This is a genomic window from Methylobacillus pratensis (assembly GCF_054072455.1).
This window is the reverse complement of sequence record NZ_JBSUSR010000001.1, coordinates 651,062-664,422: the sequence shown is the minus strand read 5'-3', so window position 1 is coordinate 664,422 and position 13,361 is coordinate 651,062. Positions and strand designations below refer to the sequence as shown.

Annotated in this window: 13 protein-coding genes; 8 read left to right on the top strand and 5 right to left on the bottom strand. The window is 57.1% G+C overall.

Annotation, left to right across the window (positions count from 1 at the left end):
• Nucleotides 1–109 precede the first annotated feature (109 nt).
• Nucleotides 110–478, bottom strand: coding sequence for an Mth938-like domain-containing protein (locus ACW4YW_RS03005; protein ID WP_457136197.1), 369 nt, complete (start codon nt 476–478; stop codon nt 110–112).
• A gap of 110 nt (nt 479–588) precedes the next feature.
• On the opposite strand from ACW4YW_RS03005, the gene ACW4YW_RS03000 reads away from it, so the two are divergent.
• The 7 genes from ACW4YW_RS03000 (at nt 589) to ACW4YW_RS02970 (ending at nt 8,514) form a co-directional block, all read left to right on the top strand.
• Nucleotides 589–1,878, top strand: coding sequence for a pyridoxal phosphate-dependent aminotransferase (locus ACW4YW_RS03000; protein WP_309564842.1), 1,290 nt, complete (start codon nt 589–591; stop codon nt 1,876–1,878).
• A 48-nt stretch (nt 1,879–1,926) separates the two neighbouring features.
• Nucleotides 1,927–3,240, top strand: coding sequence for a homoserine dehydrogenase (locus ACW4YW_RS02995; protein WP_457136196.1), 1,314 nt, complete (start codon nt 1,927–1,929; stop codon nt 3,238–3,240).
• A 51-nt stretch (nt 3,241–3,291) separates the two neighbouring features.
• Entirely contained in the window at nt 3,292–4,719 is a 1,428-nt protein-coding gene (thrC, locus tag ACW4YW_RS02990; protein ID WP_457136195.1) for a threonine synthase, read from the top strand.
• A 12-nt stretch (nt 4,720–4,731) separates the two neighbouring features.
• Nucleotides 4,732–5,526: a thymidylate synthase gene (locus tag ACW4YW_RS02985; protein WP_457136194.1), complete on the top strand. Its 795-nt coding sequence runs from the start codon at nt 4,732–4,734 to the stop codon at nt 5,524–5,526.
• A gap of 122 nt (nt 5,527–5,648) precedes the next feature.
• Nucleotides 5,649–7,565, top strand: coding sequence for a putative bifunctional diguanylate cyclase/phosphodiesterase (locus ACW4YW_RS02980; RefSeq protein ID WP_457136193.1), 1,917 nt, complete (start codon nt 5,649–5,651; stop codon nt 7,563–7,565).
• A gap of 72 nt (nt 7,566–7,637) precedes the next feature.
• Nucleotides 7,638–8,162 carry a PepSY domain-containing protein gene (locus ACW4YW_RS02975; RefSeq protein WP_457136192.1) on the top strand — a complete coding sequence of 175 codons (525 nt, stop codon included), beginning with the start codon at nt 7,638–7,640 and terminating at the stop codon, nt 8,160–8,162.
• A gap of 154 nt (nt 8,163–8,316) precedes the next feature.
• The gene (locus tag ACW4YW_RS02970; protein WP_457136191.1) at nt 8,317–8,514 is read left to right on the top strand and encodes a YjfB family protein; all 198 of its coding nucleotides are present in this window, start codon (nt 8,317–8,319) and stop codon (nt 8,512–8,514) included.
• A 123-nt stretch (nt 8,515–8,637) separates the two neighbouring features.
• Here the strand turns inward: ACW4YW_RS02970 and ACW4YW_RS02965 are convergent, their stop codons facing one another.
• From ACW4YW_RS02965 to ACW4YW_RS02950, 4 genes are all read right to left on the bottom strand, one after another.
• Entirely contained in the window at nt 8,638–9,030 is a 393-nt protein-coding gene (locus ACW4YW_RS02965; RefSeq protein ID WP_457136190.1) for a hypothetical protein, read from the bottom strand.
• Nucleotides 9,031–9,312: 282 nt separating this feature from the next.
• The gene (locus ACW4YW_RS02960) at nt 9,313–10,683 is read right to left on the bottom strand and encodes a sigma 54-interacting transcriptional regulator (RefSeq protein ID WP_457136189.1); all 1,371 of its coding nucleotides are present in this window, start codon (nt 10,681–10,683) and stop codon (nt 9,313–9,315) included.
• Nucleotides 10,680–11,267 (bottom strand): hypothetical protein, encoded by a 588-nt coding sequence (locus tag ACW4YW_RS02955; protein WP_457136188.1) that lies wholly within the window; start codon nt 11,265–11,267, stop codon nt 10,680–10,682. Before ACW4YW_RS02955 ends, ACW4YW_RS02960 begins: the two co-directional genes overlap by 4 nt.
• Nucleotides 11,264–12,700 (bottom strand): ATP-binding protein, encoded by a 1,437-nt coding sequence (locus ACW4YW_RS02950; RefSeq protein ID WP_457136187.1) that lies wholly within the window; start codon nt 12,698–12,700, stop codon nt 11,264–11,266. The genes ACW4YW_RS02955 and ACW4YW_RS02950 overlap by 4 nt, the downstream gene beginning before the upstream one ends.
• A gap of 145 nt (nt 12,701–12,845) precedes the next feature.
• On the opposite strand from ACW4YW_RS02950, the gene ACW4YW_RS02945 reads away from it, so the two are divergent.
• Nucleotides 12,846–13,331 (top strand): dihydrofolate reductase, encoded by a 486-nt coding sequence (locus ACW4YW_RS02945; protein WP_457136186.1) that lies wholly within the window; start codon nt 12,846–12,848, stop codon nt 13,329–13,331.
• Nucleotides 13,332–13,361 lie beyond the last annotated feature (30 nt).

Here is a 13,361-nt window from a genome sequence, read left to right as displayed (position 1 = left end):
AGTGATGCTATACGGAATTGTGCGGAAGCTGGCAGTTTTGTAACAGATTCAGATATGAATTAATTTATAGTATCAGATTGCTGCGATGCATTGCTGTGTCTGTGTTTTGTCAGACAATCAAGGCTGCCGCCACCTGGCGGCTTTCCGCCATCAGGATGTTGTAGGTGCGGCAGGCGGCCTCCGTGGTCATGCATTCCACGCTGATGCCGGCGGCGATGAGGTCGCGGACTATGGAAGGATGCAGGAAGCGGTGCCGATTGCCTGTGCCGAGCAGGATCAGTTCAGGCTTGAGCGCCAGCAGCTCCTGGAAGTTCGCCGCTTGCAGATGGTCGAAACTCTCGACCGGCCACCCAGGTAATAGGCTGCCCGGCAATACGATCAGGCTATGTTCGTGGCGCTGGTGGTTGACTTCGACCCAGCCGTCGCCGTAGCCGGTAATCAGGTGGCTGCCCGCAGCCTGGGTAAGGTGTAATTTCATTAGCGGATATATTGAATAATCAAGGAAGTCTTTTGAGCCGCCATGCTTCAATTGCATGCCAACTCAATGTAAGATAGCACATTTTCCCCAACCGGAATCTGCGGGTCGCCATGCAAGAAATCTCCAAGTCCAGCAAGCTCAGCAACGTATGCTACGACATCCGTGGCCCGGTGCTGGACCGAGCGCGCCAGATGGAGGAGGACGGGCACCGCATCATCAAGCTCAATATCGGCAATCCTGCGCCTTTCGGTTTTGCCGCGCCAGAGGAAATTCTGCAGGACGTGATCCGCAACATGGATTCCGCCTCCGGCTATACGGATTCCAAGGGCCTGTTCGCCGCGCGCAAGGCGATCATGCATTACACCCAGCAGAAGAACATCCAGGGCGTGACCATAGACGACATCATCATCGGCAACGGCGTTTCCGAGCTGATCGTCATGGCCATGCAGGCCTTGCTCAACAATGGCGACCAGGTACTGGTGCCGATGCCGGATTATCCGTTGTGGACCGCGGCCGTGAACCTGGCGGGCGGCACTGCGCGCCATTACGTCTGCGACGAGCAGACCGGCTGGCTGCCCGACCTCAAGGATATCGAGAACAAGATCACGGCGAATACGCGCGGCATCGTCATCATCAATCCTAACAATCCGACCGGTGCGCTGTACCCGCGTGAAACGCTGGAAGGCATCATCGAGATCGCGCGCCACCACGGCCTGGTGATTTTCGCTGACGAAATCTACGACAAGGTGCTGTTCGACGGCAATACCCATACCTCGATCGCCTCATTGGCCGATGACGTGTTGTTCGTGACCTTCAACGGCTTGTCCAAGAACTACCGCACCTGCGGCTACCGCGCCGGCTGGCTGGTGATCTCGGGCGAGAAGCGCCATGCCAAGGATTATATCGAGGGCCTCAATATGCTGGCCTCGATGCGCCTCTGTGCCAACGTGCCCGGGCAACTGGCGATCCAGACCGCGCTGGGCGGCTATCAGAGCATAGACGACCTCGTGGCGCCTAGCGGCCGCTTGTGCAAGCAGCGCGACCTCGCCTACAAGATGCTGACCGACATTCCCGGCGTGAGCTGTGTCAAGCCCAAGGCCGGCCTGTACCTGTTCCCGCGCCTCGATCCCAAGATATACCCCATCGAGGACGACCAGCAATTCATCCTCGACCTGTTGCTGGAGGAAAAGGTCTTGCTGGTGCAGGGCACGGGCTTCAACTGGCGCGCGCCGGACCATTTCCGCGTCGTGTTCCTGCCGAACGTGGATGACCTCACCGAAGCCTTTACCCGCATCGCTCGCTTCCTGGAAAACTACCGCAAGCAACACAGCACCATCACCGTGGTGGACGGCAAAGCCTCAAAAGACACGCAAGCAAGACCGCAGAACGCGACGGCATGACCGCGTGGTCTTGATACAAGATTGAAAAGCAAGATAACTGGAAACTGAATGAAACCCATCAATGTTGGCCTGCTCGGCATCGGCACTGTCGGTGGCGGCACCTATACCGTTCTTACACGCAACCAGGAAGAAATCGCACGCCGCGCCGGTCGTCCCATTGCCATCACGCGCGTCGCCGACCGCAACCTGGAATTGGCACGCAAGGTAACGGGAGGCCAGATTGACGTCACCGACGATGCATTCGCCGTGGTGGCAGATCCGGACATCGACATCGTGGTCGAACTGATCGGCGGTTACACGATTGCGCGCGAACTGGTGATGAATGCGATCGAGAACGGCAAGCATGTGGTCACCGCCAACAAGGCGCTGATCGCGCTGCACGGCAACGAGATTTTCGCCGCTGCGCAGCAGAAGGGCGTGATCGTCGCATTCGAGGCGGCCGTGGCGGGCGGTATCCCCATCATCAAGGCTGTGCGCGAAGGGCTGGCCGCCAACCGCATCGAATGGATCGCGGGCATCATCAACGGCACGACTAATTTCATTCTCTCGGAAATGCGCGAGAAGGGCCTGGCCTTTGCCGACGTGCTCAAGGAAGCGCAGCGCCTGGGCTATGCCGAGGCCGACCCGACTTTCGACGTCGAGGGCGTGGACGCAGCGCACAAGCTGATGATCCTGGCCGCGATCGGCTTCGGCATCCCGATGCAGTTCGACAAGGCCTATGTCGAGGGCATCAGCAAGCTGGATTCCATCGACATCCGCTATGCGGAGGAGCTGGGCTACCGCGTCAAGCTGCTTGGCATCACCAAGCGCACCAGCAAGGGCGTGGAGCTGCGCGTGCACCCGACCCTGATCCCCGAGAAGCGCCTGATCGCCAATGTCAACGGCGCGATGAACGCCGTGCTGGTGAAGGGCGACGCGGTCGGTCCCACCTTGTATTACGGCGCGGGAGCGGGTGCCGAACCCACCGCGAGTGCCGTGGTTGCCGATATCGTCGACGTCACGCGCACGCATACCACCGACGTGCATCAGCGCGTGCCGCACCTGGCGTTCCAGCCCGACCAGCTCGTGGACTTGCCGATCCTCGCTATCGGCGAGGTGAGCAGCGCCTATTACCTGCGCCTGCGCGCAGTGGACAAGCCGGGCGTGCTGGCTGACGTGACCCGCATTCTGGGCGATCGCCAGATTTCGATCGATGCGATGATCCAGAAGGAGCCGCAAGAAGGCGAGGACCAGGCCGACATCATCATCCTGACCCATGTCACGGTCGAGAAGAACATGGATGACGCGATTGCCGCCATCGAGGCATTGCCTGCCATTTCCGGCAGCGTGACTCGCTTGCGCATGGAAGAGCTAAGCCGATAATTTGAGGAAAGGGTTGCATGCAGGCCTGGCGCCTGCTGCATCAGTTGTGCCATGAAATATGTTTCCACCCGTGGGCAATCGCCCGCACTGTCGTTTACCGAAATCCTGCTTGGCGGTCTGGCGCCCGACGGCGGCCTTTACCTGCCCGAGCAATATCCGCAATTCAGCCAGGACGAGCTGAACGCGATGCGCGGCATGAATTACCGCGACCTGGCCTTCACCATCCTCTCGCGCCTCATCGACGATATTCCCGCTGACGACCTGCGCATCATCGTCGACAAGACCTATCGCGCGGATGTATATGCCTATGCGCGCCCGGGCCAGGATGCCGAAGACATTACGCCGACCTACAAGCTGGAGGACGACCTCTACCTGCTGTCGCTGTCCAACGGCCCGACCCTCGCGTTCAAGGACATGGCGATGCAGTTGCTGGGCAACCTGTTCGAATACGTGCTGGCGCAAAAGGGCGAGACTACCAACATCCTCGGCGCGACCTCCGGCGATACCGGCTCCGCGGCGGAATACGCCATGCGCGGCAAGCAGGGCGTCAAGGTGTTCATGCTTTCGCCGCACCAGAAGATGAGCCGCTTCCAGACTGCGCAGATGTTCAGCCTGCAGGACGAGAATATCTTCAATATCGCGGTCAAGGGCGTGTTCGACGACTGCCAGGACATCGTCAAGGCGGTGTCGAACGACCATGCCTTCAAGGCAAAGAACAAGATCGGCGCTGTGAACTCCATCAACTGGGCGCGCGTGGCGGCTCAGGTGGTGTATTACTTCAAGGGTTATTTCGCCGTCACCGCGGACAATGCGCAGCAGGTCAGCTTCGCCGTGCCTTCCGGCAACTTCGGCAATGTCTGCGCCGGGCATATCGCCCGCATGATGGGCTTGCCGATCGCCAAGCTGGTGGTGGCGACCAACGAAAACGACGTGCTGGACGAGTTCTTCAAGACCGGCGTCTACCGTCCGCGCGGTTCTGCCAACACTTACCATACCTCCAGCCCTTCCATGGATATTTCCAAAGCCTCCAATTTCGAGCGCTTCGTCTTCGACCTGGTGGGCCGTGACGCCGCCAAGGTGCGCGAGCTGTGGGGCAAGGTGGATGCGGGCGGCAGTTTCGACCTCAACGAAGGCGGCTGGTTTGCCAAGGTGGCGGATTACGGCTTCGTTTCCGGCAGCAGCAACCACGCCAACCGCATGCAGACCATCCAGGGAACGCATGAGCGCTACGGTGTCACTATTGATACCCACACCGCGGACGGTCTCAAGGTGGCGCTGGAACACCGCGAGGCAGGCACCCCGATGCTGGTGCTGGAAACCGCATTGCCGGCCAAGTTCGAGGATGCGATCGTCGAAGCACTGGGGCAGAGGCCAGAGCGCCCACAGAGCCTCGAGGGGCTGGAAGCCCTGCCGCAGCGCTTTGAAGTGATTGAGGCCGATGCGGCCGTCGTCAAGCAGTTCATTGTTGAGCATATTTGATCGGGAGATGTCATGAAGGTCTATCACGACTTGATGCGCCACGTACTGGAGCACGGCCACAAGAAGGAAGACCGTACCGGCACCGGCACCCTGTCGGTATTCGGCTACCAGATGCGCTTCGATCTGGCCGAGGGCTTCCCGCTGCTCACCACCAAGAAGGTGCACCTCAAGTCCATCATCCATGAGCTGCTCTGGTTCCTGCAGGGCAGCACCAATATTGCCTACCTCAAGGAAAACGGCGTCAGCATCTGGGACGAATGGGCGGATGCGCAAGGCAACCTGGGCCCGGTCTATGGCTACCAATGGCGTAGCTGGCCGACGCCCGATGGCGGCCATATCGACCAGATCAGCCAGGTGATCGAGGCGATCAAGCGCAACCCAGACTCGCGGCGCCTGATCGTGTCCGCATGGAACGTGGCCGATGTCGACAAGATGAAGCTGCCGCCTTGCCATGCGTTTTTCCAGTTCTATGTCGCGGACGGCAAGCTCTCTTGCCAGCTCTATCAGCGCAGCGCCGATATCTTCCTCGGCGTACCGTTCAATATTGCCTCCTACGCATTGCTCACTATGATGGTGGCGCAAGTGTGCGGGCTCAAGCTGGGCGACTTTGTGCATACCCTGGGTGATGCGCATATCTACCTCAATCACCTCGAGCAGGTGAGGGAGCAGCTGTCGCGCGAGCCTTATCCTCTGCCGGCGATGAGGATCAATCCTGATGTGAAGGATATTTTTGCCTTCCACTTCGAGGATTTCACGCTGGAAAATTACCAGTCGCATCCCGCTATCAAGGCGCCTGTCGCAGTGTAAATCCTGGTTTGATTTTATGTTGTCGTCTCCCCTTCATGCTGTTGCGATGAGGGCGCCAGTGGTTGCGCGCTTATTTCCCCTATCAATCTGCCAGCTTCGCCAATCCGCGGCCATCGTGCTCCATGGATAATCCCGCACATCACCAATCCGTGCCGGCATTCGCGCCCTCCAGGCTGCGCATGGCGCATATCCTGGCGGTAGGCCTGGCGCTGTTGATTGCTACCGTGACACTGATCAGCATGGAGTATGCGTCGCTCCGGCACAATATGGCCGTCACCATGCAGGTCCAGATGCGTATCATGGCGGGCAATATCGCCCAGGCATTGGTGCGGGGCGAGCGGGAGGTGGCTTCTGAAGTGCTTGCCAGTTTGGCGGAGGCGCCGGAAATAGATACCGCAATGCTATATGACATGCAGCAGAACCGCTTTGCTGAATATGTGCGGCCTGGCAGCCTGTCGCGATCGTTCGATGTGATTGTGGTGGCCCAGGCCCGGCGCCAGTCTGACCTGCAGAAGAGCGAAATATGGCAGCCCGTGCTGTATGACGGCATGCAGGTTGGCGTGCTGTACATGCGATCCAATCTGAAGGGGCTTTACCGCCAGCTGCTTTGGTACATCGGCACCACCGTGACGGTGATGCTGCTCACCCTGTTTGCCGCAGCATTGCTGTTGAGCCGCTTGCAGCGCGCGATGCTCAAGGCCGAAGAGCGCGCCGGCTTCCTTGCCAATTACGATACGGTGACCGACCTGCCTAACCGTTATGCCTTCAATCGGCGTTTTCATGCGTTGCTGGAGGAAGCGCGGCATCGTTATGGCGTATTGGCATTACTTGTGTTCGACCTGGATGATTTCAAGGTCATCAACGATACCCTTGGCCACGATGTCGGCGACAAGTTATTGCACCTGGTTGCGCAACGCCTGGTGTCCGCCGCCGGAAAAAAAGACCCGGTTTACCGCGTGGGCGGCGACGAATTCGCCATGATCCTCAACCAGCCGGCTGATGTCGAGAATGTGGAAGCCGTCGCCAACCGTTTCATCCGGGCGTTGTCGCAGCCTATCGTATTGAATGACCGCAATTTTTATATCGGCGTCAGCATCGGGGCGAGCATCTATCCCTACGATGGCGATGACGCCGCCCATTTGCTGCGTGATGCCGATGCCGCCATGTATTACGCCAAGAGCCGCGGCAAGAATAACTTCCAGATGTTCTCGGCAGAAATGCATCATAAAAGCTCGACACGCTTGATCCTCGAGACCGAAATGCGCGTTGCGCTGGAGGAAAAGCAATTCGAGCTCTACTATCAGCCGCAGTACAGCCTGCCCGACCGCAAGCTGGCAGGCGTGGAAGCATTGATACGCTGGCATCATCCGCAACGCGGCATGCTGTATCCCAACAGCTTTATTCCGATTGCCGAAGAGACCGGCTTGATCGTGCGCATCGGCGAGTGGGCCTTGCGCGAGGCATGCAAGCAGGCCATGCAGTGGAAGCAGATGGGGGTGGCATTGCGCATGAGCGTCAACCTCTCGGGCCGCCAGTTCCGCCAGGAGAGCCTGGTGCAGGCCGTGACCAAGATCATTGAGCAAACTGGCATGGATAGCAGTTTGCTGGAACTGGAAATTACCGAGACCGTATTGATGGAAGATGCGGAAGCGACGACTACCCGCCTGGTAGACCTGAAAGCCATGGGCATGCATCTCGCGATCGACGATTTCGGCACGGGCTATTCGTCCATGGCGTATCTCAAGCGCTTCCCGGTCAGCCGCCTCAAGATCGACCGCAGCTTCATCCGTGACATCCCATACGATCCCGATGATGTCGCGATTACGACTGCCACCATCCAGATGGCGCACAGCCTGAAACTCGAAGTGGTGGCGGAAGGCGTGGAGACCAAGGCGCAACTGCAATTCCTGCTGGAGCAGGGCAGCGACCTGGTGCAAGGCTACTTGTTCAGCCATCCGATGGATGCGGCGCAGATGACGGAAATCGCCCTTGCAAGCAAAGCAGGGAAAACAATACGTGATTTAATCCCAAATATTTAGGGAGAATTTCCCAAAATGTAAGTTCTTCATTTATAATCGCGGCATCAGACAATGATTAAATGGAGATGAATAATGGGAAAAACCGCCGTTGCTATTAGCGCATTGGCCTTGGCTGTAACCAGCAGCCTGGCATTTGCTGACCACCACTTTCCTAAAGGCAAGGTAAGCCTGGAAACCTGCCTGGAAGCCGCGCTCAAGACCAAGCCAGGCACCGTCGTCAAGGTGGAATACAAGCTGGAAGGCAAGACGCCAGTCTATGAATTTGATATCGAGTCTAGCGATAACACCGCTTGGGATGTAGAATGCGATGCTAACACCGGCAGGATTGTGGAAGTGGAGCAGGAAGTCGATTCTGCAGACCATCCCCTGTTCAAGGCCAAGCAAAAGGTAAGCGAGGCTGACGCGCGCAAGACAGCGCTGGCAGCACATCCTGGCGAAATTATCGAGGTTGAGTACGAAATCGAAGAGAACGGCGCAGCCTCCTACGAGTTCGATATCAAGACCAAGGATGGCAAAGAATTCAAGGTCGAAGTAGATGCAACTACCGGCAAGATCGTAGAGTCTCATCAAGAGTTCTACCAGATCGGCAAGGAATAATGGTTTTTTGACTGGACGGACAGTCGACAACGCTCCTTCGGGGGCGTTTTTTTTGCCTGTCGTGGTGGAAAGCCCAGAAAATCGGCGACAAGCCTTAACTTGTAGCCAGGTTTGCCGTTAATCAATATATCGTTGTTGTGATGGGAACCCCATAATGGATGTCAATGCAATTGCCAGTGTTGCCACCGACCTTGCGGCTACGCGCTTGCAGCAGGAAGTCGGGACGACAGTATTGAAAAAGGCCTTGGATATCACCTCGGCCAATGCCTTGGCTTTGCTGGAGGCATTGCCTACACCTCCCGCTGCCAATTTGCCAGCGCACCTGGGACAGAACGTGAATACGACGGCTTGATAATTTAAGCCAAGACAAAAATAAAGCCCTGCATTTGCAGGGCTTTATTTTTTGAAGAAAAAAAGCAGACCTTCTCGGGGAGGATAAAGGCCTGCTATGAGGAGCTTGGAGATTCAATACATGCTATGCACTTACTAACCGACCACTCTTGAGCTTGACATTGTCTCCCACGGAGTAGCGCGGCGTACTGTACTGGGTAATGGTATGGAAGTGACCATCACCCATCTTGACCTTGATGAGATAAGTTGCGCCAGCAACTTTTTCATTCATCTTGTAACTGTCTGTCATATTGTTCTCGAAAGAACGGATCGACACGATAGTGCCGCAATCACTGCAAGTGGAGCGAGATTGCTCGCTATCGCGGGCATTATCCATTCCCTGGTTGAGCGTATTGCTGATCACCATGGCCGCGTTAGGGTCCGTGATCAATTCCTGCGCCAAGTCGGGACGATAGGTATGCGCTACAGGAATCAGGCCGGTAATCGCGGCGCTGCCAACCAGGCTGAATATTGTCATGGCCGTTGCAGCGACCAGAACCATAGGGTGCGTTTTCTTAATATTGGATCCCATATTCTTACATCTCCGACTATTGGTTTTGCTTTGCGTATGCAGCCGAAATATTTGATGAATATATAGCGAAGAGTGTGCCAACTCTATTAAATCTTTAATAATCAATCGGATATGTTTTTTTTGAGAGTATTTTCCCATTAGGATTTTGTCTCAAAAGTGAGACAAAATCCTAATGGTTTGATTAACCAATTGAAAATAAAAGGATAATCACGTCTCCTGAAAGAGACATCAATTGGCGGTATTGTCGTTCTTGAACAACGCGGGCGTGAGTTGATGGCGTTGCAGCAATTTATAGAACTCGGTACGGTTGCGTTGGGCCAGGCGCGCTGCCTGCGTAACGCCGCCATTGGTGGCCTTGAGCAGCTTGACCAGGTAGTCGCGCTCAAAGTTCTTGCGTGCGACCTCGAACGGTACAATACCGCCGATGTCCTCTTGCAGCGCTTTTTGCACCAGGGTTGCCGGGATCAGCGGTGTGGTACAGAGCACCACCGTCTGTTCGACGATGTTCTGCAATTGGCGGACATTACCCGGCCAGGGTGCAGCAATCAGCAGCTCCAGGGCTTCGGGGGCGAAGCCATTGAGTTTTTTGCGGTATTTGCTGGTCAGCTCGTTGAGGAAGTTGTTGGCCAACAGCGAAATATCCTCGCGACGCGCAGCCAGGGCAGGGATTTCGAGGCCGACGACGTTGATGCGGTAATACAGATCCTCGCGGAACCTTCCCGACTTCATTTCCTCGGCAAGGTTGCGGTGGGTCGCAGAAATCACCCGCACATCGATGTTGATGCTGTTGCTCGAACCCACGGGCCGGATGGCGCGTTCCTGGAGGGCGCGGAGCAGTTTTACCTGCAAGGGGAGCGGCATGTCGCCGATTTCATCGAGAAACAGGGTGCCGCCGTCGGCAGTCTGGAACAGCCCCTTATGATCGCGGAGGGCGCCGGTGAAAGCCCCTTTGCTATGGCCGAACAGTTCCGACTCCAGCAAGGCTTCAGGAATGGCGCCGCAATTGATGGCGACGAAAGGCTTGTCCCGGCGCGGACTGGCCTGGTGGATGGCGCGCGCAAGCAGCTCCTTGCCGGTGCCGCTTTCCCCCTGGATAAACACGCTGGCGTCGGAAATCGCCATGAGTTTGGCTTGCCCGAGCAGGTTTTCCATTTGCGGGCTGCGCGTGATGATGCTCTTGCGCCATTCGTTGTCGGCATCCTGTGCATTGTGCTGCAGCGAGCCTGTACCGATGCGCAATGCAGCCTCTACCTGCTGCAGCAACGACTTGCTGTCGAACGGCTTGGTGAGGAAGCCGAATACGCCGCGTTGCGTGGCGTCGACAGCCTCGGGAATCGAACCGTGGGCCGTGACCATGATTACCGGTAGGGCGGGGTCGGATTGATGGATGACATCGAACAAGGCCAAGCCGTCCATGCCCGGCATGCGCAGGTCGGTGATGACGAGGCTAGGCCGGCTGATGGCAATTTGCGACAGTGCTTCTTCTGCGTTGGTTGCGGTGATGACTTGGTAGCCGGCTGCCTGCAGCCGCATGCCCATGAGCTTGAGGATGTCGGGATCATCGTCAACGGTAAGGATTTTCTTTGCTGCCTCAATCATTTACTACTGCTCCGGTTCGGATCTTTCAGCGATTTCTGCATCATGGTCCTCTCAATTTTCTTTAGTTCGTCCAGCTTTTGCTGCAAGCCATTGGCCTTTTGCTGGTTTTCTTCCGCGCGACGCAGTTCCTCGCGCAGGCGCTGGTTGAGCTTGGCGGTTTCTGCCGCATTTTCGCGGAGGATGGACACAATGGCGCCTTCTTCCTTGCTCAGCCGTTTTTCGCGCGCTAACTCATCAAGCAAGGGTTGTGCCTTGAGCGGATCGCGCAGCTTGCTGGTGGGGACCGCGTAGATGATCGCGACCCGGGTTTTCTGATGTAAGTCGTTATTGTTGCTACTGATTTTCTGCAGGGCTTCTGCCAGTTCCTTTTTCTGGGATTCCAATGGCAGTTCTGAGAAATTGCTGACGAATTCCAGCAAGCTCGGCGCTGTGTGGGGTGGGTGCTCCTTGTGGGCGGCAGGCTGCGCGGACTGGCTTGGCTGTGCTTCCTGGCTTTCAGGCGCGGCAGTTGGCTTGGGCTGGTGGGCGCATGCATTGAGCAGCAAGCCTGTCATTGCAATCGGGAGCAGGTATTTCGTATTCATTTGGTCGCAGCTTTCAAGGGGAGGGAGACGCGGAAGTGGGCGCCGCGTTCTGAAGGTAATAAAATGATTTCACCGCCATGCGCATCCACGTATTCCTTGGCAATCGAAAGCCCGAGGCCGCTGCCGCTGACCAGGCTTTCATAGACGCTGTCGCCGCGGTAGAACGGGTCAAACAGCTTGGCCTTGTCGGCCGACATCACGCCCGGTCCGCCGTCATGCACTTCGATGATGGCCTGGTCGGACTGCTGGGTGATGCTGATGCGGATGCTGCTTGATGACGATGTGTATTTGATGGCATTGGAAACCAGGTTGTCCAGCACGGAATGAATTTTCTCGCGGTCTCCCTCGATTTCGGTAGGGAAGAAGTCCCGTTGGATATCGATATTCTTGCTGCTGATGGTCAGGGAGTAATCGCCCAGGATTTCCTCCGCGAGCTTGGTCAGGGCAACCGGTTCCAGCTTGAGCTGGGGTGCGTGGAATTGCACGGCGGTGTAGCTCAGCAGGTTTTCTATCATTTTTTGCAGCCGCAAGCTGCTTTCGCGCAGGATCCCGGCAATTTCTTGTTGCTGCGGCGTAAGGGGGCCGCCGACTTCGTCGCTGAGCAGTTCGCTGCCTTCCCGGATCGCGGTGAGCGGGGTTTTCAGTTCGTGGGAGACATTGCGCAGGAAACGCTGCTTTTGCTGGTCGAGCTCGTTCAATTGCGCGCGCAGCCAGTCCAGGCGCTCGCCCAGATTGCGCAGGTCGCCGGGACCGTCGATGCTGATAGGCTCGGTATAGTCGCCCTCGCCCAGCTTGCGGATGGCGGCATCCATGCGCCGGATCGGCTGTGCCACCAGGAAGGTGATCATGAGGGCAACCAGCAATGCGACCGGGATCAGGGTGAGCGTCTGCCAGAGCATGATTTGCTGGGTGCGCTCGGCAGTCTCGGCGAGGATGGCGGACTCCCGGTCTATCTGCCGGTTATTCTCATCCAATATCTCCTGGGCTTGCGCCGTCAGGTCGGCAAAACGGCCGACGATCTCTTCGACAGGCGGGGATTCACTGGAGTGTTGCACGACGCTTTGGAAAATCGATTGCTCTTCGGCGGAGAGCTTGACCAGGGCAAGTTTCTGCTTGCTAGTCATCGGCAGCTGGTCCAGGTCCTGCCATGAATCGACGAATTTCTCATGCGCCTTTTCATAGTTTTCCAGCAGCAGTTCATCTTCGAGCACGAAATACTGCCGTGCGCTGCGCTCCATGAACGTGATCTGTTCGACGAGGGCACGGCTTGCCCGCGTGGCCTGAACCGCCTGGGTCACTGCATCGCGGCTCTGGGTGGCGAGGCGGTCTAGGTAGAGGGCGGCGTTGCCAAACGCAAACAGCAGCGGCAGCATGGCAAGCGCGAAGCCGATCAAGAGCAGTTTGAGAAAAGATTTTGGATAGGCAATCTGCAAAACTTGTGTTCCGTTTCTTTATCGTTAGCGATGCTTGAATGATGGAAGAGGAAACCGGCCTTAATCTTAAACTATCTCATTTGGAACGGGCATACGGTGATTGTCCTACAAAACCTTGGCAAGCAACTCCAAGTATAATCATGCCATGGCTAATCTATCCCTTATCGTCGCCGTGGCGCGGAACCGTGTCATCGGCCTGAACAACACCTTGCCCTGGCACCTGCCGGAAGACCTCAAGCGTTTCCGCGCCTTGACCACGGGGCATCATATCATCATGGGCCGCAAGACTTACGAGTCGCTCAATCGCTTGCTGCCGGACCGCACCACCGTCATTGTGACGCGCAACCAGGATTACCAGGTGCCAGGCGCCGTGATTGCCAATAGCCTGGAACAGGCGATTGACCTGGCTGCGAATGACGACGAGGCATTCCTGATCGGCGGGGCGGAGTTATATCAAACGGGATTAAAGCTGGCCGACCGCCTCTACATCACTGAGATTGACGCCGAGTTTGCGGGCGATGCCTTCCTGCCGGAGTTCGATTTGCAAGACTGGCGGGAAGTGTCAAGCGAGGCAGCGGTCAGCACCAAGGGCCTGCCGTTCCGCTACCTGACCTACGAACGCAAGCAATAGCGAGCTTGTAAACAGCTGGGTTGAACTGCA

Excerpts from the sequence above, each read along its gene's own strand:
- ACW4YW_RS03005 (WP_457136197.1), bottom strand. The coding sequence starts at position 478 with ATGAAATTACACCTTACCCAGGCTGCGGGCAGCCACCTGATTACCGGC.
- ACW4YW_RS03000 (WP_309564842.1), top strand. The coding sequence starts at position 589 with ATGCAAGAAATCTCCAAGTCCAGCAAGCTCAGCAACGTATGCTACGAC.
- ACW4YW_RS02995 (WP_457136196.1), top strand. The coding sequence starts at position 1,927 with ATGAAACCCATCAATGTTGGCCTGCTCGGCATCGGCACTGTCGGTGGC.
- thrC (WP_457136195.1), top strand. The coding sequence starts at position 3,292 with ATGAAATATGTTTCCACCCGTGGGCAATCGCCCGCACTGTCGTTTACC.
- ACW4YW_RS02985 (WP_457136194.1), top strand. The coding sequence starts at position 4,732 with ATGAAGGTCTATCACGACTTGATGCGCCACGTACTGGAGCACGGCCAC.
- ACW4YW_RS02980 (WP_457136193.1), top strand. The coding sequence starts at position 5,649 with ATGGATAATCCCGCACATCACCAATCCGTGCCGGCATTCGCGCCCTCC.
- ACW4YW_RS02975 (WP_457136192.1), top strand. The coding sequence starts at position 7,638 with ATGGGAAAAACCGCCGTTGCTATTAGCGCATTGGCCTTGGCTGTAACC.
- ACW4YW_RS02970 (WP_457136191.1), top strand. The coding sequence starts at position 8,317 with ATGGATGTCAATGCAATTGCCAGTGTTGCCACCGACCTTGCGGCTACG.
- ACW4YW_RS02965 (WP_457136190.1), bottom strand. The coding sequence starts at position 9,030 with ATGACAATATTCAGCCTGGTTGGCAGCGCCGCGATTACCGGCCTGATT.
- ACW4YW_RS02960 (WP_457136189.1), bottom strand. The coding sequence starts at position 10,683 with ATGATTGAGGCAGCAAAGAAAATCCTTACCGTTGACGATGATCCCGAC.
- ACW4YW_RS02955 (WP_457136188.1), bottom strand. The coding sequence starts at position 11,267 with ATGAATACGAAATACCTGCTCCCGATTGCAATGACAGGCTTGCTGCTC.
- ACW4YW_RS02945 (WP_457136186.1), top strand. The coding sequence starts at position 12,846 with ATGGCTAATCTATCCCTTATCGTCGCCGTGGCGCGGAACCGTGTCATC.